General features: G+C 73.4%; 21 protein-coding genes and 1 tRNA gene. 7 read left to right on the top strand and 15 right to left on the bottom strand.

Features of this window, described 5'->3' with window-relative positions; translation table 11 throughout:
• Positions 1-4 precede the first annotated feature (4 nt).
• Positions 5-928, bottom strand: a complete 924-nt coding sequence (locus JQT67_RS11085) for a glycosyltransferase family 2 protein (RefSeq protein ID WP_208064710.1) — start codon at positions 926-928, stop codon at positions 5-7.
• Positions 929-987: 59 nt separating this feature from the next.
• On the opposite strand from JQT67_RS11085, the gene JQT67_RS11080 reads away from it, so the two are divergent.
• Together JQT67_RS11080 and JQT67_RS11075 are read left to right on the top strand one after the other, a co-directional pair.
• Positions 988-1,058, top strand: a tRNA-Gln gene (locus tag JQT67_RS11080).
• A gap of 161 nt (positions 1,059-1,219) precedes the next feature.
• Positions 1,220-1,711, top strand: a complete 492-nt coding sequence (locus tag JQT67_RS11075) for a MarR family winged helix-turn-helix transcriptional regulator (RefSeq protein WP_026373583.1) — start codon at positions 1,220-1,222, stop codon at positions 1,709-1,711.
• Here the strand turns inward: JQT67_RS11075 and JQT67_RS11070 are convergent.
• From JQT67_RS11070 to JQT67_RS11045, 6 genes are read right to left on the bottom strand one after another with little or no spacing between them, the layout of a single operon-like run.
• Positions 1,708-2,256 carry an AAA family ATPase gene (locus tag JQT67_RS11070; RefSeq protein ID WP_235045064.1) on the bottom strand — a complete coding sequence of 183 codons (549 nt, stop codon included), beginning with the start codon at positions 2,254-2,256 and terminating at the stop codon, positions 1,708-1,710. The two genes, JQT67_RS11075 and JQT67_RS11070, sit on opposite strands and share 4 nt — an antisense overlap.
• Positions 2,257-2,260: 4 nt before the next feature.
• A complete protein-coding gene (ahcY, locus tag JQT67_RS11065; protein ID WP_374222133.1) occupies positions 2,261-3,706 on the bottom strand; it encodes an adenosylhomocysteinase in 1,446 nt (481 codons plus the stop codon).
• A gap of 13 nt (positions 3,707-3,719) precedes the next feature.
• Positions 3,720-5,141, bottom strand: a complete 1,422-nt coding sequence (locus JQT67_RS11060) for a bifunctional dTDP-4-dehydrorhamnose 3,5-epimerase family protein/NAD(P)-dependent oxidoreductase (protein ID WP_208064708.1) — start codon at positions 5,139-5,141, stop codon at positions 3,720-3,722.
• Between the two features lie 2 nt (positions 5,142-5,143).
• Complete coding sequence (gene rfbB / locus JQT67_RS11055) at positions 5,144-6,142, bottom strand: dTDP-glucose 4,6-dehydratase (RefSeq protein WP_208064707.1); 999 nt, start codon at positions 6,140-6,142, stop codon at positions 5,144-5,146.
• Positions 6,143-6,189: 47 nt separating this feature from the next.
• Entirely contained in the window at positions 6,190-7,578 is a 1,389-nt protein-coding gene (locus JQT67_RS11050; RefSeq protein WP_208064706.1) for a phosphomannomutase/phosphoglucomutase, read from the bottom strand.
• 26 nt (positions 7,579-7,604) lie between these two features.
• Positions 7,605-7,829 (bottom strand): DUF3499 family protein, encoded by a 225-nt coding sequence (locus JQT67_RS11045; protein WP_021064928.1) that lies wholly within the window; start codon positions 7,827-7,829, stop codon positions 7,605-7,607.
• A 44-nt stretch (positions 7,830-7,873) separates the two neighbouring features.
• Here JQT67_RS11045 and JQT67_RS11040 point away from each other — a divergent pair, with 44 nt between their 5' ends.
• Positions 7,874-8,296 carry a hypothetical protein gene (locus JQT67_RS11040; RefSeq protein ID WP_208064705.1) on the top strand — a complete coding sequence of 141 codons (423 nt, stop codon included), beginning with the start codon at positions 7,874-7,876 and terminating at the stop codon, positions 8,294-8,296.
• Positions 8,297-8,392: 96 nt separating this feature from the next.
• Here JQT67_RS11040 and JQT67_RS11035 read toward each other — a convergent pair whose 3' ends face one another.
• The 5 genes from JQT67_RS11035 to manA form a co-directional block, all read right to left on the bottom strand.
• The gene (locus JQT67_RS11035) at positions 8,393-9,979 is read right to left on the bottom strand and encodes a DUF5719 family protein (RefSeq protein ID WP_208064704.1); all 1,587 of its coding nucleotides are present in this window, start codon (positions 9,977-9,979) and stop codon (positions 8,393-8,395) included.
• Complete coding sequence (locus JQT67_RS11030; protein WP_208064703.1) at positions 9,976-12,750, bottom strand: glycosyltransferase; 2,775 nt, start codon at positions 12,748-12,750, stop codon at positions 9,976-9,978. The genes JQT67_RS11035 and JQT67_RS11030 overlap by 4 nt, the downstream gene beginning before the upstream one ends.
• Before the next feature lie 64 nt (positions 12,751-12,814).
• Positions 12,815-14,095: an O-antigen ligase gene (locus JQT67_RS13800; protein ID WP_208064702.1), complete on the bottom strand. Its 1,281-nt coding sequence runs from the start codon at positions 14,093-14,095 to the stop codon at positions 12,815-12,817.
• Between the two features lie 59 nt (positions 14,096-14,154).
• Positions 14,155-14,520 carry a WhiB family transcriptional regulator gene (locus JQT67_RS11020; RefSeq protein ID WP_208064701.1) on the bottom strand — a complete coding sequence of 122 codons (366 nt, stop codon included), beginning with the start codon at positions 14,518-14,520 and terminating at the stop codon, positions 14,155-14,157.
• Positions 14,521-14,754: 234 nt separating this feature from the next.
• Complete coding sequence (gene manA, locus JQT67_RS11015; RefSeq protein WP_307864310.1) at positions 14,755-15,882, bottom strand: mannose-6-phosphate isomerase, class I; 1,128 nt, start codon at positions 15,880-15,882, stop codon at positions 14,755-14,757.
• Positions 15,883-15,988: 106 nt separating this feature from the next.
• On the opposite strand from manA, the gene JQT67_RS11010 reads away from it, so the two are divergent.
• Entirely contained in the window at positions 15,989-17,167 is a 1,179-nt protein-coding gene (locus JQT67_RS11010; RefSeq protein ID WP_208064700.1) for an acyl-CoA dehydrogenase family protein, read from the top strand.
• Here the strand turns inward: JQT67_RS11010 and JQT67_RS11005 are convergent.
• Complete coding sequence (locus JQT67_RS11005; protein WP_208064699.1) at positions 17,142-17,906, bottom strand: polyprenol monophosphomannose synthase; 765 nt, start codon at positions 17,904-17,906, stop codon at positions 17,142-17,144. The two genes, JQT67_RS11010 and JQT67_RS11005, sit on opposite strands and share 26 nt — an antisense overlap.
• 87 nt (positions 17,907-17,993) lie before the next feature.
• Between JQT67_RS11005 and JQT67_RS11000 the strand changes: the two genes are divergently transcribed.
• Together JQT67_RS11000 and JQT67_RS10995 are read left to right on the top strand one after the other, a co-directional pair.
• A complete protein-coding gene (locus tag JQT67_RS11000; protein WP_208064698.1) occupies positions 17,994-18,983 on the top strand; it encodes an acyltransferase in 990 nt (329 codons plus the stop codon).
• 34 nt (positions 18,984-19,017) lie between these two features.
• A complete protein-coding gene (locus JQT67_RS10995) occupies positions 19,018-19,872 on the top strand; it encodes an NAD(P)-dependent oxidoreductase (protein ID WP_208064697.1) in 855 nt (284 codons plus the stop codon).
• A 15-nt stretch (positions 19,873-19,887) separates the two neighbouring features.
• Here the strand turns inward: JQT67_RS10995 and JQT67_RS10990 are convergent, their stop codons facing one another.
• Both JQT67_RS10990 and JQT67_RS10985 read right to left on the bottom strand, forming a co-directional pair.
• Complete coding sequence (locus JQT67_RS10990; RefSeq protein WP_208064696.1) at positions 19,888-20,322, bottom strand: DUF2304 domain-containing protein; 435 nt, start codon at positions 20,320-20,322, stop codon at positions 19,888-19,890.
• Between the two features lie 8 nt (positions 20,323-20,330).
• The gene (locus tag JQT67_RS10985; protein ID WP_208064695.1) at positions 20,331-21,023 is read right to left on the bottom strand and encodes a glycosyltransferase family 2 protein; all 693 of its coding nucleotides are present in this window, start codon (positions 21,021-21,023) and stop codon (positions 20,331-20,333) included.
• An 88-nt stretch (positions 21,024-21,111) separates the two neighbouring features.
• Here JQT67_RS10985 and JQT67_RS10980 point away from each other — a divergent pair, with 88 nt between their 5' ends.
• On the top strand, positions 21,112-22,452 hold the full coding sequence (locus JQT67_RS10980) for a hypothetical protein (RefSeq protein WP_208064694.1): 1,341 nt from the start codon (positions 21,112-21,114) through the stop codon (positions 22,450-22,452).
• Positions 22,453-22,473: the final 21 nt, after the last annotated feature.

The following is a 22,473-nucleotide window of genomic DNA, read 5'->3' as shown; positions in this document are numbered from 1 at the left end:
CAGGCTAGTGGCGCGCGCCGGGCGGCGGCCCCTGCATGCCGCGCCATCCGTCGCGGGCACCGGCGAGCATGGCCCGGGCGTTCACGGCGCGGGGCCGCGCGAACGCGGTCATGCGGGCGAGCTTGAGCACCATCCGGGGCACGTCCTGCGCTGTCCAGACGCGCGGCGTCCCGCGGCGTCGCCAGAGCGCGACGCGGTTGCGGGTCATCATGTACAGCCGCAGCGGCGAGTGCACGAACATGGTCGCGCCGCCGGGCAGCTCGATGAGCTCGTCGCCGATCGTGTGCAGCATGCGGGCGTCTGCGACGCCGACGAGCTGCAGCCCCGCTGCCCTGGCCCGGAAGCACCACTCCATGTCGACGCTGTCGATGAAGAGGCCCTCATCGAACGGTCCGGCCGCGTCGAGCGCGCTCAGGGGGATGAGCGAGCCGGAGGAGATGAGGAAGTCGGCGTCGACGTCGCCGCCGCTCGGCGCATGCGACTTGGAGTTGAGCGGGAACCCGAAGCGCACGAAGGGCGCTCGCTCGCCGCTTCGCGCATCCACGAACGTGGGACCGACCGCGCCGACGGGGCCTCGGGCGGCGCGCAGGTCGGCGTGCCGCAGGAGGGCGTCGACGCAACCGGGCTCGAGGAGCGAGTCCTGGTCGAGCAGCAGCACGAACTGCGCCCCGCGACCGCGCGCGATCGCGACTGCACGGTTGTAGGCGGCCCCGAGGCCGGCGTTCGTCGGCCTCAGCTCGACCTCGACGCCGTCCGGCAGGCGGACGCGCTCGCTCCAGTGCGCGCCGTCCGTCGCGGGCGTCGCGTTGTCGAGCACGACGAGATTCCCGACTTGCGGGGCCGCGCGCTCCAGCACCTCGCTGATCACGGCCTCGTCCGGCTTGAACGTGACCGCGACTGCAACGACATCGGCAGCGGTCGAGGGCATGCCTCCATCCTGGCGGATGGAGGCGACGGCTCGGAGCGCCGGTAGCCTGTTCGGTGCGATCCGCCATGGTGTAACGGCAGCACAGCGGCCTTTGGAGCCGTTTGTCCAGGTTCGAATCCTGGTGGCGGAGCCGACGACCCAGTGGCTCGTCGGCGACGCCACCAGTCGCGAGCGTCAGCGAGCGAGAGCGGAGCCCACAGCGGACCGCCCCTGAGCCAGCTGAGCCGCTCCTCGCGCGCCGCGCGACGAGCGCGTCGAAGCTCGTCGCCCCGGCCATGCGAGACTGACCGCATGACCGAGCTCCGCGGCGACGACGTCGATCGCATCATCGAGCAGTGGATGCGCGTGCGGCCCGATGCGGACGTCACCCCGCTCGACGTGCTGAGCCGCATGACGCGCATCTCGCGCCAGCTCGCGCGCATCCGCGCAGAGGCGTTCCAGCTCGCGGGCCTCGAGCCGTGGGAGTGGGACGTGCTCGCGGCGCTCCGCCGCGCCGACGGCCCGCTGAGCCCCAAGGACCTCATCGCGCAGACGATGGTGACGAGCGGCACGATGACGAACCGCATCGACAACCTGGTCGCATCCGGTCTCGTCGAGCGCGTCGAGAGCGCGAGCGACCGGCGCGTGCGGCTCGTGACGCTCACCGACGAGGGCATCGACCGGGTCGACGTCGCCCTCGACGCCCTGCTCGACGCCGAGCGCCGGCTGCTGCGCGGGATCCCCGCCGACGACCAGGCGCGGCTCGCCGAGCTGCTGCGGGTGCTCAGCGACGCGATGGTCTAGGGCTGCCTGGGCGTGAGCGCGTCGATGATGCGGCGCGCGACGCGGCCGACGGGCTCGGAGGCGTCGACGCGCAGACGATCCTCGGTCCACGACTCGAAGGCGGCACGACGCGACTCGACCTCCGACCACCTCGGCTCCGGGAATCCATCGAGGTCGCGCACGCGACCCTCGAGCCGCCGGCGATGCTCCGAGCGGTCCGCGAGCCGCACCTCCACGAAGGTGAGCATCGCGCCCGTCCGCGTCGCGAGGTCCTGCCATTGCTGCCGTGCCGCCGGATGGTCGTTGACCGCGTCGACGACGACCGGAGCGCCGAGGCGCAGCTGTCCCTCGGCGACCGCTTCAGCGACCACGTAGGCGGCGAGACCCGTGGGCGCGTCGTGCGAGATGCCCGCTCGCCACATCGCCGCCTCGAGCGGATCGACCGAGACGAGCGTGCAGCCCAGCAGCCCGGCCGTCGCGTTCGCGACCGCGCTCTTGCCGACGCCCGGGAGCCCCGCGAGCACGACCAGGTCGGGCCGAGCGAGGCGCATCCCGCGGCGTGCCACCGCGTCAGTAGCGGTAGTGCTCGGGCTTGAAGGGGCCCTCGATCGGCACGCCGATGTACTCGGCCTGCTCGGGGCGCAGCGTGGTGAGCTTCGCGCCGAGCGCCTCGAGGTGGAGGCGCGCGACCTCCTCGTCGAGCACCTTCGGCAGGCGGTGCACGCCGAGCTCGTAGTGCTTCGTCGCGAGCTCGATCTGCGCGAGCACCTGGTTCGAGAACGAGTTCGACATCACGAACGACGGGTGGCCGGTCGCGTTGCCGAGGTTCATGAGGCGCCCCTCGGAGAGCACGAGGATCGATCGACCCGAGGGCATGCGCCACTCGTGCACCTGCGGCTTGATCTCGATGCGCTCGGCACCGGAGCGCTCGAGGGAGGCGATGTCGATCTCGTTGTCGAAGTGCCCGACGTTCGCGACGATCGCGAGGTGCTTCATGCCTTGCAGGTGCTCGAGCGTGATGACGTGCTCGTTGCCGGTCGTCGTGATCCAGATGTCGGCCTCGGAGAGCGCGTCCTCGACGCGCGCGACGCGGAAGCCGTCCATCGCCGCCTGCAGCGCGCAGATCGGGTCGATCTCGCTCACGATGACGCGCGCGCCCTGGCCGCGGAGCGCCTCGGCCGCGCCCTTGCCGACGTCGCCGTAGCCGACCACGAACGCGGTCTTGCCGCCGATGAGCACGTCGGTCGCGCGGTTGAGGCCATCGGGCAGCGAGTGGCGGATGCCGTAGCGGTTGTCGAACTTCGACTTCGTCACCGAGTCGTTGACGTTGATCGCCGGGAAGAGCAGCCGCCCCTCGACGAAGAGCTGCTCGAGGCGGTGCACGCCAGTCGTCGTCTCCTCCGTGACGCCCTGGAGCTGCTCGGCGATGCGCGTCCAGCGCTGAGGATCCTCCGCGAGCGTGCGGCCGATGAGCGCGTCGAAGACGCGCAGCTCGTCCGAGGCACCCTCGGGCGTGACGGGCGCAGCCCCCGCGAGCTCGGCATCCCGCCCCCGGTGCACGAGCATCGTGGCGTCGCCGCCGTCATCGAGGATGAGCGTCGGCCCTTCCTCGAAGTCGAAGATGCGGTTGGCGCAGTCCCAGTACTCCTCGAGCGTCTCGCCCTTCCAGGCGAACACCGGCACGCCAGCGGGCGCCTCGGGGGTGCCGGAGCCGACGACGATGGCCGCGGCTGCCTCGTCCTGGGTGGAGAAGATGTTGCAGCTCGCCCAGCGCACGTCGGCGCCGAGCGCAACGAGCGTCTCGATGAGCACCGCCGTCTGCACGGTCATGTGCAAGCTGCCGGCGATGCGCTGGCCGGCGAGCGGCTGCGCGTCGGCATAGCGGCGGCGAAGCTCCATGAGCCCGGGCATCTCGTGCTCGGCGAGTCGGATCTGGTGGCGGCCGGCCTCGGCGAGGCTGAGGTCGCGCACCTGGTGCTCGAGGGTGCGGGAGGCGGTGTCGGTCATGCTCACCATCGTCCCACGCGCCTCACGGCAGCGTCGCCACGTACTCCTCGAGCATCGCCAGCTGGTCGCGCGGCTCGAAGCCGGTCGACTCGAGCTTCGCGAGCCGCATCGCGCTGTGCCGCGGCCGTGCGGCGAGCCCCTGCTTGCCGGCCGCGTACTCGTCGCTCGAGACCGGCGCGACACTCGCCGCGTCGGCGCCGCGCAGGGCGAAGACCCGCTGCGCGATCGTCGCCCAGCTCACCGGGTCGCCGCCGTTCGAGACGTTGTACGTCCCGTACGGCGCGCGCTCCGCGATGAGGTGGTCGATCGCGCGCGCGAGCTCGCTCGCGAACGTCAGCCGACCGACCTGGTCGTCGACGACGCTCGGCGCCACGCCGCGCTCCGCGAGCGACGCCATCGTCGTGACGAAGTTGCGGCCGTCCCCGACGACCCACGACGTGCGCACGAGGTAGTGGCGCGGCGCGGTCGCGACTGCGAGGTCGCCCGCGGCCTTCGACTGGGCGTAGACGCCGAGCGGCGCGATCGCGTCGGTCTCGTCGTGCTCACCCTCGACGTCGGCGTAGACGTAGTCGCTCGAGACGTGGACGAGCAGCAGCCGGTGCGCGGCCGCGATCGCCGCGAGCCTCGCGGGGCCGGCGGCGTTGACCTGCCACGCGTCGCGACGGCCCTCGTCGGTCTCGGCGGCATCGACCGACGTGTAGCCGGCCGCATTGACGACGCAGTCGTAGCGCGACCAGCGGACGTCCTCGAGCGACGCGGGGTCGGCGAGGTCGACGCGATCGCGACCGGCGAACTCGACGTCGGCGCGGCCGGCCCACTGCTGCCGCAGCGCGCGGCCGAGCTGCCCGTTCGCGCCGAGCACGAGCGTGCGCCGCGGCTGCATCGGCTCGACGTCGGCGAGCAGCGGGTGCGCGCGGTCCTTGTCGCTCAGCTCCGCCTGCTCGAGCGGGATCGGCCACTCGATCGCCGCGGTGGGGTCGGCGAGGTTCAGGAACGTGTACTCGCTCTGCGCTTCGGCAGACCAGTGCTCGTTGACGAGGTAGGTGTACGCCGTGCCCGGCTCGAGCGCCTGGAAGGAGTTGCCGACGCCGCGCGGCACGAACACCGCGATCGACGGGTCGATCTCGATCGTGAAGGTGGCACCGAACGAGTCGCCCTCGCGCAGGTCGACCCACGCGCCGAACACGCGGCCGGTCGCGACCGAGATGTACTTGTCCCACGGCTCGGCGTGGATGCCTCGAGTGGTGCCGACGGATGCGTTGAACGAGATGTTGTTCTGCACCGGCGAGAAGTCGGGCAGGCCGAGCGCGAGCATCTTCTCGCGCTGCCAGTTCTCCTTGAACCAGCCGCGGTTGTCGCCGTGCACGGGCAGCTCGATGACGAGGAAGCCGGGGATCGGCGTCTCGCGCACGCGCAGCTGCTTGCCCGTCGTGACGTCGGCCATCGTCAGTGGCCCGCCGCCGCGTACTTCGCCTCGGCGGCCGCCTTCTGCGGGCGCCACCACGACTCGTGCTCGCGGTACCACTCGATCGTCGCGGCGAGGCCCGCCTCGAAGTCGGTGTACGCGGGCTCCCAGCCGAGCTCCTCGCGCAGCTTCGTCGCGTCGATCGCGTACCGCAGGTCGTGGCCGGCGCGGTCCTTCACGTGGTCGAACGCATCCGCCTCCTGGCCCATGAGGCGGAGGATCGCCTGCACGACCTCGAGGTTGTTGCGCTCGCCGTCGGCGCCGATGAGGTAGGTCTCGCCGATGCGGCCGCGCTCGAGGATGCGCAGCACCGCGCTCGAGTGGTCGTCGGCGTGGATCCAGTCGCGCACGTTCTCTCCCGCGCCGTAAAGGCGCGGCCGCACGCCGTCGATGACGTTCGTGATCTGCCGCGGGATGAACTTCTCGACGTGCTGGCGCGGGCCGTAGTTGTTGGAGCAGTTCGAGATCGTCGCCTCGAGGCCGAACGAGCGCACCCACGCGCGCACGAGCAGGTCGGAGCCGGCCTTCGTCGACGAGTAGGGGCTCGACGGGTTGTAGGGCGTCTCGGGCGTGAACTTCGCGGGGTCGTCGAGCTCGAGGTCGCCGTAGACCTCGTCGGTCGAGATGTGGTGGAAGCGCGTGCTGTGCCGGCGGGCGGCCTCCAGGAGCGTGAACGTGCCGATCAGGTTGGTCTGCACGAACGGCGAGGGGTCGGAGAGCGAGTTGTCGTTGTGCGACTCGGCCGCGAAGTGCACGACCGCGTCGGTCTCGGCGACGAGCGGGTCGACGGCCTCGGGGTCGGCGATGTCGCCGACGACGAGCTGCACGCGGTCCTCAGGCAGCCCCTCGAGGGTCGCCCGGTCACCCGCGTAGGTGAGCTTGTCGAGCACGACGACGTCGTGGTCGCTGTTGGCGACGACGTGGTGCACGAAGTTCGAGCCGATGAAGCCGGCGCCGCCGGTCACGAGGAGCTTGCTCATGGGCTCCAGCGTACTGTCCGTCGGCGGGCGGCTCGGCCCGCACCGACTCACGCGCGGATGAGCGCGAGCACCTCGTCGCGGATCGCGACCATGTCGGCCTCGGTCTCGGCCTCGGCGTTGAGCCGCAGGAGCGGCTCGGTGTTCGACGGCCGTACCGAGAACCACCACGTGCCGTCGGGTGCCGTGACGGTGAGCCCGTCGAGCTCGTCGAAATCGCCGCGGCCGGCGAACGCCTCGACGATGCGCGTGTACGCCGCCGGCACGTCGGCGACGGTCGAGTTGATCTCGCCGGAAGCGGCGTAGGGCGAGTAGCGCGCGGCGAGCTCGGACATCGGCTCGCGGTGCGCCCCGAGCGTCGCGAGCACGTGCATCGCCGCGAGCATGCCGTTGTCGGCGCCCCAGAAGTCGCGGAAGTAGTAGTGGGCGGAGTGCTCGCCGCCGAAGACCGCGCCCGTCTCGGCCATGCGGTCCTTGATGAGGGAGTGGCCGACGCGCGTGCGCACCGGGGTCGCGCCCGCGGCGGCGATCACCTCGGGCACGACGCGGCTCGTGATGAGGTTGTGGATGACGACGACATCCTGCTCGCCCTCCGCCCGCACGCGCGCGATCTCGCGCTCCGCGACGATCGCGGCCACGGCGGACGGCGAGACCGCTCCCCCGCGCTCGTCGATGACGAAGCAGCGATCGGCGTCGCCGTCGAAGGCGAGGCCGAGATCGGCGCCGTGCTCGCGCACCGCCGCCTGCAGGTCGACGAGGTTCTTCGGGTCGAGCGGGTTCGCCTCGTGGTTCGGGAAGGTCCCGTCGAGCTCGAAGTACATCGGCACGACCTCGACCGGCAGGGCGCCGAGGCCCGCGGCCTCGCCGAGCACCGCGGGCACGGTGAGGCCGCCCATGCCGTTGGCCGCATCCACCACGACCTTGAGCGGCCGGATGCGCGAGAGGTCGACGAGCGAGCGGAGGTGCGCGGCGTAGTCGGCGAGGATGTCGCGCTCGCTGCGCGAGCCGCGACGCGGAACTGTCGGGATGCCGTGCTCGAGGTAGCGCTGCGCGCGGTCGCGGATGGCGGCGAGGCCGGTGTCGAGGCTCACACCGCGCGCCCCGGCGCGCGAGAACTTGATGCCGTTGTAGGCGGCGGGGTTGTGGGATGCCGTGAACATCATCGCGGGCGCGTCGAGGCTCCCGGAGGCGAAGTAGGAGCCGTCGGTCGAGCACAGCCCGAGGGAGACGACGTCGGCGCCGCGCGCCATGGCGCCGTCGGCGGCGGCCGCCGCGAGCGCGGGCGAGGAGGGGCGCATGTCGTGACCGATCGCGATGGGCGCGTCGGTGCCCACCTCGTCGGCGAAGGCGGCGCCGAGGGCGCGCACGACGTCCTCGGTCAGCTGACCGTCGACGAGGCCGCGCACGTCGTACGCCTTGACGATCTCGGACAGCGCCATGGTTCTCCTTCGTTCGTGGGTGCGGGCTACCAGGCCGCGCGGCCCGGCTCGTGCCGAGCGACCTGCCACCCGGCGGGGCCGGTCGCACGCTCGGCGTGCGGCTCGCACAGGTCGTAGCTGCCCTCGATCGCGCCGCGGCGGCTCGCGGGCTGGAGCGGGCCGACGACGAGCAGCTGCGCGCCGTAGTCGACGGTGACGGTGCGGTCGGCGTACCGGCGGCAGCCGGGCCTGGAGCACATCCGTTCGTCCATCCGCCTCAGCGTAGTGCCGCGGGTCGGCGACGTAGGATGGCGGCATGCCCGCGCGCCAGCATTCTCGCGGATCCCGCCACGGTCGTGAGGCGCGATCGTCGCTCGCGGGGCCGGTGCTGCCGTTCCTGTCGTCGCGGGAGACGCGCTTCGAGGACATCGCCGCGGACGCCGCCGACTACGTGCAGTCGCTGTGGCCGGCCGAGCTCGGCGACGTGCGCTTCCAGTGGGCCGACATGCCGCCGCGAGCGCTCACCGAGCGCGTCGACGAGGTCCCCGAGTGGGCGGTCGACCCGACGCGACGGACGATCACGGTCTACCGGCTGCCGCTCCAGCGGCTGCCGCGCGTGCACATCGAGGACGAGTGGCACCGGCAGATCGCGATCGAGGGCGCGGTGTTCCGCGCGGCGGCGGAGCTCATCGGCCGTGACCCGTGGGAGGTCGCGCCGGACCGCTGGCGGCAGCATTGAGCCCGCAGCGCGCGATGCGGCGCAGCCGCGCTGCGCGCGGAGGGCTCAAGGTCGAGTAGCCGACCAGGGGCCGGCGTACCGAGACCCCCACCGGGCTCAGTGCACGACGGTGACGCCGCCGGCCGTCGGCCCCTGCGGGCTCGCCGTGAACCCGGCGACGCGGCTCGCGTCGCGATACCCCACGCCCACGACGAGCGACTCCCCCGCCACGACGACGGAGCCCGCCTCGACCGGCTGCCGGTGCACGCCGAGCGCACCCAGCTCGACGGCTCGGCCGTCGACGGTGATCTCCTGCGGCTCCTCCGAGGCGCTCACGACGTGGAGCGTCGCGCCGGGCCCCGGCGGCACGGCGATCGCCGAGCGTCCCGAGCGGGGCTGACCGCCCGCGACCCAGTCGAAGTCGTTGCCGTCGGCGGCGATCGCGACCTGGCGAGCGCCGGCCACGATCGGCGAGTCGGCGGAGATGCGGATCGTGGTGACGCCGACCGGGATCTCCTCGAGCTCGAAGTCGGTGACGCGCCCGGCCTCGAGGTCGCCCTCGGACTCGATCACGGAGCCGTCCTCCGCCTCGAACACGACCCGCACGGGTCCGCCCTCGAGCGAGAGGAGGCGCAGCGCCGGCGCGGCGTCGTCGAAGCCCTCCTGCGTCTCGATGCCCGTGGGCTCCGTCACGACGACCCCGGGGAGCACCGCGGTCGTGAGCGCCGAGACCGCGTCGACGACCTCGAAGCCGCCCCGCTCGAGCCCGCGCGTCGTCGACTGCTGGAGGTGCGCCGAGACGGGCGCGCCCGTCGAGACGACGCGGACCACGACATCGTCGACGCCCGGGGCGATCGCGGCGAGATCGAGCACGGCCTGCGAGGCGGGCGGCACGCTGATGCCGGTCGAGCCGACGGTCTCGACGGGACCCTCGGGCCCGTGGACCGTCACGTCGACGCTCGCGCTCACCTGGGATGCGTTGGCGATCGTGAGCGTCGACTGGCGGCCGGTGCGCGTCGAGCCGCCGACGAGCCACTGGTCGAGCCGCGTCTCGCCGCACTCGCTCACCGCGAGCCCGCGCGCGTCGTCGACGTCGACGGGGAGCGACTGCGCGGCCGAGAGCGTCGTCGCCTCGCCGCGCTGGGCGATCGCGGCGCCGCCCGAGATGTCGTCGCGCATCGGCACCGGCAGCCGCTGCTCGGCGATCTCGCCGCCGAGGCTGCCGATCGCGACCTGCGGCTCGGCGACCGTCGAGAGCGCGAGCGCGTCGCTGCCGTCGCTCGTGCCCACGCGCAGCGCCGGGCCCGCGCACACGCGCGACTGGAGCGGCGAGGAGGGCAGCACCTGCGTGGTGGGCGCCTCGACGCGCTCGAGCGGCTCGACGGGCAGCGCGCCCGCCCCGAGCACGGCGCCGGTCATGAGGAGCACCGCGCCGAGCCCCGCCCCCGCCCTGCCGCCCCAGCGCAGCATGTCGCGGCGCTCGACGCGGCGGGCGCCGTCGGCCGCGTCGTTCGCGGCGGCCTCCCGATCGGTCAGCGCGACGTCCGTCGCGATGTCGCCGTCCGCGACGGGCGCCTCTGCCTCGACCGCGAGCTCCTCGGCCGACGGCGTGCGCTGCCTGGGCCCCTCGTCGTCGCGGATGGGAGAGTCGTCGTCGAACTCCTGCGAGTCGTCGATCGCTCCGAGGCCGTCTCGATCGGTCACTGCCACGCCTCCGCTCCCTCGAGCCGCTTCGTGCGCACGCGCGCGCCGCGCCGCAGCGACGGCAGCGCGGCGACGATCGCGCCGACGATCGCGGTGAGCTGCGCGGCGAGCAGCCAGCCCGCCCACGCGGGCGCGGGCGACGGCGTCGATGCCGCGGCCTCCATGCGCTGCCACAGCAGACCGGCCTGCGTCTGGCCGATCGCCTGCAGGTCGCCGCGCGCGTCGAGCGAGCGCTGCGCGCGGTCGTGCAGCCCCGCGGCGCCCTCGCGCTCCTGCTCGACGAGCACGAAGCGCACGCCGAGCCCGTCGAGCAGCTCGGACACGTCGACGTCGGCGCCCGACGCGAGGTCGACCGCCGCTTGCGCGAGCTCCTCCTCGACGGGGTCGGGCGACTCGCGCGCGTGCCGGGCCGTCGAGGCCCGATCGAGCGTCTCGCCGAGCCCGCGCTCCACCTCGACGCGCAGGACGTCCTCCGCGAGCGGTCGCAGCACGAGCGTGCCGACCCCCGGGTCCTCGGCGGCGGCCGCCTCGACGAACGCGGGCATGCGGCGCTCGGGGGCCGGCACGACCGTCGCGGGCGCGAGGAACGAGCTCGCGACGACCGGCAGCGCCCCCGCGACGGCGGCGAGCGCCACGATGCCGCCCGGCACGGCGCCGACTCGGTCGTCGACGTCGACCGCGAGCGCGGCGAGCACGACGAGGGCGAGCAGCATGAGCGAGGCGCCGGTCCCCGCCCACACGGCGACGCTCTCGCCCTCGAGCGTCGCGACGGCGAGCCGCGAGGCGAGCACGGCCGTGCCGTAGCCGGCGACGAGCAGGAGCACGGCCGGCCACGCGCGCGCCGGCCGCAGCACGACGCCCGCGAGCGCCGCGAGCGCGAGTGGCGCGAGCAGGCCGAGGGCGATCCAGCCCGCCGCGACGCCGGGCGCCATCGCCGAGACCGCCGTCTCGAGCGTCGCGAGCGTGCCGTCGGGGGCGGCGAGCGCCGCCTCGAGCGCCGTCGGCGGCTCGCTCGGGAACGGCACGCCCGGGTCGGCGAGCGCCGCGAGCGGGACTCCGGCGCGCCAGCGCTCGACGACGATCGGTGCCATGAGCGCGACCGCGGGGAGCGCCGCGAGGAGGGGCCGGAGCGGCGAGCGCCAGCCGATCGAAGCCGCGAGCACGACCAGCAGCGCCATCGCGGGCACGAGCACCGGGGCGCTCGCGACGACGAGCGCGAGCGGGATCGCGGCCGCGCCAGCGGCACGCCACGAGCGGTGCGCGCGGAGCATCCCGACGACCGCGAGCGGCAGCGCGAGGTGCGCGACGACGGCCCCGAGCCTGCCCTCCGTGATGGCGAGCAGCAGCGTCGGCGAGAGGGCCCACACCGCGGCGGCGACCGCGGGCGCCCAGCGCGAGCCCGTCAGGCGGCGGGCGGCGAAGAAGGCGACGACCGAGGCGATCGCGGGGGCGAGCAGCAGCAGGAGCACGATCGCGGTCGACGGGCGCCACGGCGTGAGCGAGCCGAGGACCGCGAGCACGAGCGCGAACGGGTCGGCGGCGCCGTGGACCGCGCCGAGCGCGTCCCGCTGGCCGCCGAGGACGCTCGCCCACAGGTTGCCGAGCGAGCCGGGCAGCGGCAGGAGCGCTCCGCCCGTCGCGGCGCCCGCCGTGATGAGCTGGGGCGAGAGCACGAGGCCGATGACGACGGCGAGCGCCGTGACCCAGAGCCCCGCGCCCTCGACGAACCCGACGCGCTCGACCGGCACCGCGCGCATCTGCGCCGGGTCGCCGACCGCCCTCCGCTGCAGCCGCATCGCGCGCCACGGCACGCGCAGGCCGCGCAGCGCGCTCCAGCGCTCGGTGCGCGAGCGCGCGATGCGGCGCCTCGCCCGCGCGACCGGCGCGATCGAGACGAGCGCCGCGAGCGTCGCGCGCCACTCCGCGAGCACGGCCGCGGGCCGCTTCGCGAGCAGGTGGCCCAGTGTGCGGAGCGCGGCGAGCGGCAGGAGCAGCAGCCAGTGCAGCACGAGCGCGACAGGGTTCGCGTAGGCGAGCCGCCGGTGCAGCTGCGCGCGGCGCGCGATACCGACGCGCTGCGCGTCGCTCACCGCGCGCGCTGCGAAGTGCTCGGGACCCCCGGCGCGCCGCGCTCTCGCGCGGGGCTCGAGCGCGACTCGATGGCCGGCGAGGCGCGCGCGCACCCCGAGGTCGAGACCCGCGTCGATCGAGCGCAGCACTGGGTCGAAGCCGCCGAGCGCGTCGAAGACGTCGCGTCGCACGAGCATGCCGGTCTCGGCCACGCCGAGCGTGTCGGAGTCGTCGTCGCGCTGCCCCTGGTCGAGCTCGCCCTCGCGCAGCAGCAGGCTGCGGCCGAAGCGCGTCATCGACTGGCCGAACTCGGCGAAGCGATCCGGCGAGTCCGCGCGCATGAGCTTCGGGCCCACGAGCGCGACGCTCTCGTGCACGTCGACGTGGCTCAGGAGCGCCTGCAGCGCCCGGGGGTGCGGCGCCGCGTCGTGCGCGAGGAGCCACAGCCAGTCGCCCTCCTCGGCGGGCGGGAGCGCCGCCACGCCGCGAGCGATGAGCTGCCCGAACGGCAGCCTCGGCGCGATGACGACGCTCCGCGCGCCCGACCCCTCGAGCAGCCCGCGCGAGGCGTCCTTGGACCCGCCGTCGACCGCGACGAGCGCGTGGGGCGCGACGCGCTGCGCCGCGATCGCGTCGAGGGTCGCCGGCAGGTACTCGGCGCCATCGCTGGCCGCGAGCACGACGAAGACCCTCGGATGCACCCGGCAAGGCTAGGCGCGCCAGTCTCGGAGCCACCGGGTTGGGGCCGGTGTGCCGCGCGATCGGTCAGCCGACGGTGCCGATCGCGACCGTCTCCGGCGCCCGCGGCGCTATCTCCCTGCGCCGCCGGCCGATCGTGAGGATGAGCAGCAGGATCATGCCGTACTCGATCCACGGGCGCGACTCCGCGAGGCCCTGCACGAAGAACGCCACCCACAGCAGCAGCGGCGCCGCGTTCGCCGCGTACTCCTCGGGTCGGGAGCGGTACATCGCGCCGAGGCAGTTGACCATCGCGCGCCACTGCATCGCCGCCCACACGATGACGCCGATGATGCCGAGCTGCATGAACACGTCGAGCCAGACGTTGTGCGCCTGCAGGTACACGACGCCCCCGATCCGGCCGAGCTCGCCGAACGGCTCGATCCACGGCTGCCAGTAGCCGAGGTAGCCGACGCCGACGACGGGGCTCGAGAGGGCGAGGTCGACGACGCGCCCCCAGATGTCGAAGCGGCCGGTGAGGTCGGCGTCGCGGTTGAGGAACTCGGCGACGTGTGCCCAGTTCGCGATGATGAGGCCGATCGCGACGAGCCCAGCGGCGATGACGATCGCGAAGATCCGGTAGAACGCGGCGCCTCGCCAGCGCACCCACGCGACGATGAGGCCGCCGATGATCGCGACCGCGAGCAGGGCGAAGGTGACGGTCGCGCTGCGCGCGAGCACGAGCGTCACCGCCGGCAGCAGCACCCAGACGGGCCAGAGGCGATCGAGCCGGGCGACGGCTCGGCACACCGCCACGATGAGCGCGACGAGCGCGACCATCGCGAGCAGGTTGGCGTTGCCCATGAGGCCCTGGACGCGCTCGCCACGCAGGAGCAGGCCGCCCGACCACGCGAATTCGAGCGTCGTGCCCGGCGGGTAGTCGGACCACAGCGGGAAGAGCGGCCCGCGCAGCACGAGCGCGACGAACAGCTCGAACGCGAGCGATCCGATGAGCAGTCCCTGCAGGCTCCAGTGGAAGACCGCGAGGATGAGCCGGTACGGGAGCGCGGCGATGAAGATGGCGCTCGCGACCATCCCGATGAGGCCGATCGAGCCGAGCAGGCTCGCACCGGGCGAGATCGCCCAGGCGGCCGAGGCGACGGCGAGCACCGTGAACATCGCGATCGACCTGGGCAGCCGCGAGAGCCGCACCCGCAGGAGCACGAGCTCGACGACGACCCACACGATCGTGGCGATGATGAGGGCGCCCCACGCCGGGTAGCCGATGAGGTTCCGCACCGCGTCGCCGGCCGCCGCGTGCACCACCACCCAGGTGGCGAGGACGGCGCGGCGGCGCTGATGGAGCACCGACCCATCGTGCCATGCGGGGCTCGCGGGCCTCCCCGCGATGGCGTGCTGCGGCGCGATCAGGCGAGCTTGCGGAGCTTCCGGCGCTCGCGCTCGGAGAGCCCGCCCCAGATGCCGAAGCGCTCGTCGTTCTCGAGCGCGTACTCGAGGCACTCCGCGCGCACCTCGCACGACTCGCAGATGCGCTTCGCGTCGCGCGTCGAGCCGCCCTTCTCGGGGAAGAAGGCCTCCGGGTCGGTCTCGGCGCACAGCGCGTCGGCCTGCCAGGCGAGCGCGCTGTCGACCTCGGCGCGACGCACGCCGGGCACGCCGAGCTCGACGGGGTCGACGAACCAGTCGGTCGGGATCGGGCGGTGCAGACCGCCGTTCGTGATCGAGTGCTGTCGGTGCGTCGGCGCGTCGTTGCGCTGCTGTCCCTCTCGCATGGCGTCCCCCGGTTCTGCGGCCCCCGGCCGGGCCCGCTGAGGACAATTACATCGGTGTAGTTCGCACCGCGTCAAGTCGGCGATCATAGGCGTGGCGTGTCGCGGATAGCCGTCGCGCCGCGGCGTGTCGCGGCGCGACGGACGCCGCGTCGGCGCCCGACGCGGCCGCGGAGCGACCCGCTCGAGGGTGCGCTCCCCGGCCCGTTCGAGCCGCGCGCGCACGACAGCCTGCGGTCATGCCGCGACCCCGCGGTCCGGGGCCGAGGCGCCTGCGAGCGCCGCCCACGCGTCATCGCCCTCGAGCTCGAGCTCGCTCGCGCCCGCGACGAACGCGGCCTCGCCGCGCGCGAGCTCGAGCCGCTCGCCGCCCGCGGCGATCGAGAGCGGCGCGACGGCGAGCACGATCGCCTGCTCGGCCGATGCGCGGTGCCGGCCGCGCACGCGTCGCAGCTCGAACGGCGCATCGGGACGCCAGCCGGTCGCGCCGGGCAGCTCGACGGGCGCGAGCCTCGGGTCGTCGAGGGGCGTGAAGTCGAGGATGCGCAGCAGCTCGTCGCGGTCGACGTGCTTCGGGGTGAGCCCGCCGCGGAGCACGTTGTCGCTCGGCCCCATGAGCTCGATGCCGAGGCCCTCGAGGTAGGCGTGCAGGTTGCCCGCCCCGAGGAAGAGCGCCTCCCCCGGCTCGAGCGAGAGGCGGTGCAGCAGCAGCGCGATCGCGATGGCGGGATCGCCGGGGGATGCGGCCTCGAGCCGGCGCACGGTGTCGCGCTCGGCCTCGAGCCCCGCAGGCAGCCGCTCGGCGGTCGCGACGATGCCGCGCACGACCGAGCGCGCCTCCTCGCCGCCGGCGAGCATCCACCCGACCGCGCGCTCGAGGGAGGCCCGCACGCGCTCGGCGAACGGGGCGACGCGCTCGTCGAGCGCCGCGAGCGCGTCGAGCACCGGCAGCGACGCGTCGAGGGGGCGGAAGCCGCTGAGCGCCTCGAACCGCGTGACGGCCACGAGCAGCTCGGGCTTCGCGTGCGGGTCGCGGTACGTGCGCGTCGGCGCATCGCGCGGCAGCCCTGCGGCCTCCTCGCGCGCGAAGCCCTCCGCGGCCTGCGCCGCGTCGGGGTGCGCCTGGAGCGAGAGCGGCGCGGCGGCCGCGAGCACCTTGAGCAGCATCCCGGGCTGCTCGACGCCCGCGTCGTCGAGCACCTCGTCGAGCGGCCTGCCGTCGACGCGCGACGGGCACCCGGGGTGGGCGCCGAGCCACAGCTCGGCCTGCGGCCGCCCGGTCGTCGGCACGCCGAGGTAGTCGGGGATCGCCGACGCGCTGCCCCACGCGTAGTCGCGGGGCTCGTTGGTGATGCGCACAAGCACGGGGGCGGCTCCTTCGGGCACAGTTGGGTCGAGGCTACCAACGGGCGGCCGGACGGCCCCCGCTCCCCTAGCGTGCGGAGCGACCGCTGATCCTGACGGGAGCACCATGGACTTCACGCCGCTCGAGAGCGACTTCTACGGCTTCGCGCACGACCTCACCGCCGCCGAGCAGGCCTCGCTCGCCGAGATCCGCGAGTTCATGGAGACGCGCGTGCGGCCCGAGATCGACGAGCACTGGCACGCCGACGCGTTCCCGATGCACCTCATCCCCGGCATCGCCGCGCTCGGCGTCATCGGCCCCGCGTGGGCCGAGTCGGCGCGATTCGAGAGCTCGGCCGTCTACCGCGGCTGGATCGCGCTCGAGATGAGCCGCGTCGACGCATCCGTCTCGACCTTCGCGGCCGTGCAGAACGGCCTCGTGTGCGGCTCGATCGGCGTCGCGGGCTCCCCCGAGCAGCGCGCCGAGTGGCTCCCGCGGCTCGCCGACTGCTCGGTGATCGGCGCGTTCGGGCTCACCGAGCCGCGCTCGGGCTCGGACGCGTCGAAGGGCCTCGCGACGACCGCGCGGCGGGAGGGCGACGAGTGGGTGCTCGACGGCGAGAAGCGCTGGATCGGCAACGCGACCCACGCCGACGTCGTCGTCGTGTGGGCGCGCGACGTCGCCGACGGCGAGGTGAAGGGCTTCATCGTGCCCACGTCGAGCGAGGGCTACTCGGTCTCCAAGATCGAGCGCAAGATCGCGCTGCGGATGGTGCAGAACGGCCACATCGTGCTCGACGGCGTGCGCGTGCCCGAGTCGATGCGGCTGCAGGGCGCCTCGAGCTTCCGCGACACCGCGCGCGTGCTGCGCCTCACGCGCGCCGAGGTCGCCTGGAGTGCGGTCGGCGTCATGGTCGGCGCCTACGAGGCGGCGGTGCGCTACACGACCGAGCGCACCCAGTTCGGCAAGCCCATCGCGGCGCACCAGCTCGTGCAGGACCTGCTCGCGAAGTCGCTCGGGCACATCACCGCGTCGATCGCGATGTGCGTGCAGGTCTCGCGCATGCTCGACGAGGGACGCCAGGGCGACGCGCACTCGGCGCTCGCGAAGGCATACACGACGGCGCGCATGCGCGAGGTCGTGGCGTGGTGCCGCGAGGTGTGCGGCGGCAACGGCATCGTGACCGACTTCGACGTCGCGCGCTTCTTCGTCGACGCCGAGGCGCTCTACACCTACGAGGGCACCGCGCAGATGAACTCGCTCATCGTCGGGAAGGCGATCACCGGAGCGTCGGCGTTCGCCTGACGGCCTCGGCGCTCGAGCGCAGCTGGCCGAAGCGCCGGCCGATGCCCCACGCGGTCGTGCGGACGAGCGCCTCGACGATGATGCCGCTCGACATCTTCGAGCGGCCGAGCTCGCGCTCGCGGAACGTGATGGGCACCTCTTCGATGCGCGCGCCGAGGTCGGCCGCGCGGCGCGTCATGTCGATCTGGAAGCAGTAGCCCTGGCTCGAGATCTCGCACGCGAGCATCTCGCGCAGCAGCTCGGCGCGGTAGACGCGGTAGCCCGCCGTCATGTCGGCGACGTCGATGCCGAGCGCGAGCTGCGCGTAGCGGGTGCCGGCCCGGCTGATGAGCTGCCGGTGCAGGGGCCAGTCGACGATCCCGCCGCCCGGCACCCAGCGCGAGCCGATCACGAGGTCGGCGCGGTCGGCGGCCGCGAGCATCGCGGGCAGCGCGTCCGCGGGGTGCGAGCCGTCGGCATCCATCTCGACGACGAGGTCGAAGCCCTCGTCGACCGCGAGCCGCATCCCTGCGAGGTAGGCGGCGCCGAGGCCCTGCTTGCTCGAGCGGTGCAGCACGCGCACCCGCGAGTCGACTGCCGCCATCGCATCCGCCACGTCGCCGGTGCCGTCGGGGCTGCCGTCGTCGATCACGAGGAGCGTCACATCAGGGATCGCAGACAGCAGCCGATCGGCTGTGACGGGCAGCGCCTCGCGCTCGTCGTACGTCGGCATGAGCACGATGGTGCGAGGCTGCTGCATGAGACTCCGTCCGGGGGCGAGCGACTGCTCATGCTCTCACGACTCGGTTCGCGGTAGCCTGGATGGTTCGTGCATCGAGGAGAGACTGTGACCGAGACATCCGTGGCGCCGCCGAAGACCGGCCGGATGCACTGGATGGACGGTCTGCGCGGCACAGCGATCGTGCTCATCATGGTGCTGCACGCCGCGGAGATGCTGCGTTCGATCGGCATGCCGCCCGACGAGGGCGTCGCGATGTTCAACACCATCGCCTCGCCGTTCCGCATCCCGCTGCTGATGGTGCTCTCGGGCATGCTCCTCGGCACCTCCCTCTCGAAGGGGCCGGGCCGCTACCTCGTGGGCAAGCTGCGGGCCATCGCGTGGCCGTACGTCGTCTGGCTGCTGCTGCTCCTCGCCGTGTTCCCGAGCCTCGGCATCGAGACGGTCGTGCGCGGACTCGTCGCGCCCAACACCTACCTCTGGTACCTGCACACGCTCCTGATCGCCTACCTCGCCGCGCTCGCGATGCGTCGTCTCCCCGCCTGGCTGCGGACGCTGGCGCCGCTCGCGCTCGCGCTCGTCGTGAGCAGGTTCGAGCTGCCCGAGGCGATCTCGATGCTCTCGCCACAGCGCACGCTCGTGCTGCTCTCGTTCTTCTTCGCCGGCGACCTCCTGATGCAGAACCTCCCCCGGTGGTTGCCGCTGCTGCGCCACCCGGTCGCGATCCTCATCGGCGCAGCGAGCGCAGTCGCCGTCGTCGCGATCGTGCTGCCGCCGGAGGGGCCCGGCTCGGGCGACGCGATCATCGCGCCGCTCGTGATCGCGGCGATCGCCGCGGGCATCGGCCTGCTCTCGCGCGCCCCATGGCGGAACCCGCTCGCCAGGGCGCTGCGCTGGGTCGGCAAGCACTCGATCGTCTTCTACGTCTCGCACTGGATCACCATGTACTGGGGGCTCAACCTCTTCGCCGAGCCGCTCATGCGCGAGGGCCCCACGGCGCTCGGGGCGGCGATGGTGGCCTTCGGGCTCGTCGTCGGCACCGCGGTCGCGTGGCTCGTGCAGCTGCGCACCCCCGTCCGCTTCCTCTTCAGGCTGTGAGGGCCGGGCCCTCGGCGGGCTAGGCTCGGAGGCGATGAGCACTCCACACATCGTCGTCACCGGCGCCGGCGGCTACATCGGCCGGCACGTCGTCCGAGCACTGCTCGACGAGGGCGCCCGCGTCACCGCGGTCGTGCGGACCGAGCGGGCGTACCGCGTCGACGAGCGAGCCTCGGTCGTCGAGCTCGACCTGCTCGCGCACGGCGCCGATCTCGCGAGCCTGACGCGCGAGGTGCCCGACGCCCTCGTCCACCTCGCCTGGGAGCGGGGCTTCCAGCACAACGCGCCGGTGCACATGCTGCGCCTCTCCGACCACTTCCGGGTGCTGAGCCACTTCGCCGAGGCAGGCGTGCGCCGGATCGCGGCGCTCGGCACGATGCACGAGGTGGGGTACCACGAAGGTGCGATCGACGCCTCGACGCCGACGAACCCCCTCTCGCTCTACGGCATCGCGAAGGACGCGCTGCGCCGCGCGGCGCTCGACCACCTGCCGGGCGACCCGATCGTGCAGTGGCTCCGCGCGTACTACATCTACGGCGACGACCTCAACAACCAGTCGATCTTCACGAAGCTGCTGCAGGCAGCGCAGTCGGGGCAGCGGACGTTTCCCTTCACGAGCGGCAAGAACGAGTTCGACTTCATCCACGTCGAGGAGCTCGGCCGCCAGATCGCCGCGGTCGCGCTGCAGGACGAGCTGCGCGGCATCGTCAACGTCTCCTCCGGCACGCCCGTCTCCCTCGCGGACCAGGTCGAGCGATTCATCCGCGAGAACGACCTGGGCATCGAGCTCGAGTACGGCGCGTTCCCTGACCGCCCGTACGACTCCAAGGCCGTGTGGGGCGACGCGACGGACATCCGCGCGCTCATGGCGCAGCGCGACGCGGACTGAGACGAGCGGCGCGCTTCAGCGCGGCGGCGGATCCTCGCCGAGCGCCCGGGGCTGCTGCGGCTCCTCGACGGGCCGCTCGCGCACGGGCAGCGTCGTCCGCGCCGCCGCGTCGCTCGCGTCACCGCGCGTCCTCGCCTCGAGCAGCGCTTGGGCGCGCGCGAGCTCAGAGATCTGCCGGTCGACGCGACGGATGTGCGCAGAGGTCGAGAGGGAGTAGCTCAGGAAGACGACGATCAGGCCGTAGAGCAGCAGGTCGGCGCCCCGTCCGACCCCGAGGGTGCGCGCGACGGTGTCGGTCATCTGCGGCCAGATGATCGCGACGATGCCGACGAGCAGCACCGCGAGGAGCGTCAGCCTGCGGATCGCGAGACCCCGCGCGCCCCGCGTGGGGAGCAGCAGGATGAGCGCCGGCACCGCGAGCGCGGTGACGAGGATGATCTGGATCAGCATGGTCCGACCTACTTGAAGATGAGCTCGCTGAGGATGTTCACCGAGTTCCACAGCGACTGCCCCTTCGAGCGCGAGTAGTCGGTGTAGATGACGTGCACGGGCTCCTCGGCGTAGCGCAGCTCGAGGCTCCCGATCTGGTCGACGATCTCCGAGGCGTGCGCCATGCGGTTCTGCGTGATGCGCAGCCGCGCCGCGGTGTCGCGCGTCATCGCGCGCAGGCCGTTGTGGGCATCCGTGAGCCGCAGCCCGCTCGTCATCCGCTGGAGGACGACCGCGCCCTTGAGCACGATGCGCTTGAGCAGCCCCGGGCGCGTGCGCCCGTCGAGGAAGCGCGAGCCGATCACGACGTCGAGCCGCTCGCGCTGGAGCCGCCGCACCATGGCGAGCGCGTCCTCCGTGCGGTGCTGGCCGTCGGCGTCGAACGTGACGACGAACCTGGTGCCGGGCTGCTCGACCGCGAAGCGCAGTCCCGTCTGGATCGCGGCGCCCTGGCCGAGGTTGATGGGGTGGCGCACGACGCTCGCGCCGCCGCGCTCGGCCTCGGCTGCCGAGTCGTCTGCGGAGCCGTCATCGACGCACACGACGTTGGGGAAGGTCTCGCGCGCTTGCCGGACGACGTCCCGGATGACCGTCGCCTCGTTGTACAGCGGCACGACGAGCCACGTGTCGCGCGCGAGCTCGGCGTCCGTCGGTCCCTCCACACGCCCATTCTATGGCGACGCCCGCGCGCCCCCGTGGGCACCAGCCCGTCGCGGCGCACGCTCGTTGCCGTGAGAGGATGGCCGCGCCATGAGATCGCCCCGCCTCCGCATGCTCGTCGAGTGGACGGCGGTGACCCTGCTCGCGGTCATCCTGAGCGCGATCATCGTCGGCGTGCACGTCGCGCGGCAGCCGAAGATCTCGTACATCGACGAGTACCTCTACATCGACGCGGTCGACAAGGTCCCGACGCAGCTCGTCGTGCGCCAGGGCGAGGATCTCGGCGAGCTCGCCCTCGAGGCGATCTCGTGTCGCGGCATCATCCTGTTCGGTCCGCCCGCTGGAGCGGTGTGCGGCGAGGCGGAGGGGCTGCCGGATGACGTGCTGCCGCAGGGCGGCATGACGAGCGCCGACATCTACCCGCCCTTCTACGCGGCGATCACGTGGGCCGGCGCAGAAGCGATCGAGGCCGTGTTCGGCGTCGAGGATCCCGTCGACGCCATGCGCCTCGCGGGCGCGATCTGGCTCGCGCCCGCGCTCGTGCTGCTCTACGCCGCCGCTCGCGCCGCCGGCATCCGCCGCGTCGCCGCGGCCGGGAGCGCGCTCGTGCTGCTCGGGTCCATGCCGGTGCTGCACGCGCACACGTTCGTGTCGACCGACTCGTCGTCGCTGCTCGCCGGCGCCCTCATGGCGCTGCTGGCGATGCGCGTGCTCGCGGGCCGTCCCGCGCTCGTGGGCCTCGTGGCCGCCGCCGTCGCGATGACGCTGCTCAAGGTGCAGAACCTCGGCGCGGTGGTCGTCGCGGTCGTCGCGATCCTCATCGGCCTGCTGCTCGAGCGAGCGGACGACGGCACGAGCCCATGGACGCGGCTCCGCTCGGTCGTCGTGAGCCGCACGGGCCTCGCGCTCGGTCTCGCGCTCGTGCTCCCCGTCGTCGCGCAGGCAGCCTGGCTCGTCGTGCGCCGCGCGATCGCCGTCGGCGACGCGCCGGAGCAGGGCCTCGGCCGCGAGCTCTCGCTCGTCGGTCTCGCGCGCGAGGCGACGATGTTCTTCTACAACGCGGCCGGCGGATCGTACTCGCCCGGGCAGATCGGCGCGGACGCCGTCGTGCTCGCGAGCGTCGTCGGGGTCATGACGACCGCCGGGCCATTCGCCGCAGTCATGCTCGGCCGCCGCGCCGCGCGGATCGCCGCGCTCGGCGGCGGCACGATCGTCGGGATGCTCGTGGTCGGGCCCGCGCTCGCGATCGCGACCTGGGCGAGCACGGGTGAGTACGTGCAGCTCGCCGGCCGCTACGGCATGCCGATGCTGCCGGCCGCGCTGCTGTGCTTCGCGGCCGTGCTCGGCCGGTCGAGGTGGAGCTCGTGGCTGCTCGTGGCGATCGGCGCGGGCGCGGTAGCGCTCTCGTGCGTCGCAGTGACGGTGCAGTAGCGGGAGCGAGGATTGGAGCGG

The organism is Agrococcus sp. TF02-05 (assembly GCF_017565345.1).
GTDB classification, from domain to species: Bacteria; Actinomycetota; Actinomycetes; order Actinomycetales; family Microbacteriaceae; genus Agrococcus; species Agrococcus pavilionensis.
The sequence above is the reverse complement of the archived record's forward strand: the minus strand, read 5'-3'. Positions and strand labels throughout refer to the sequence as shown.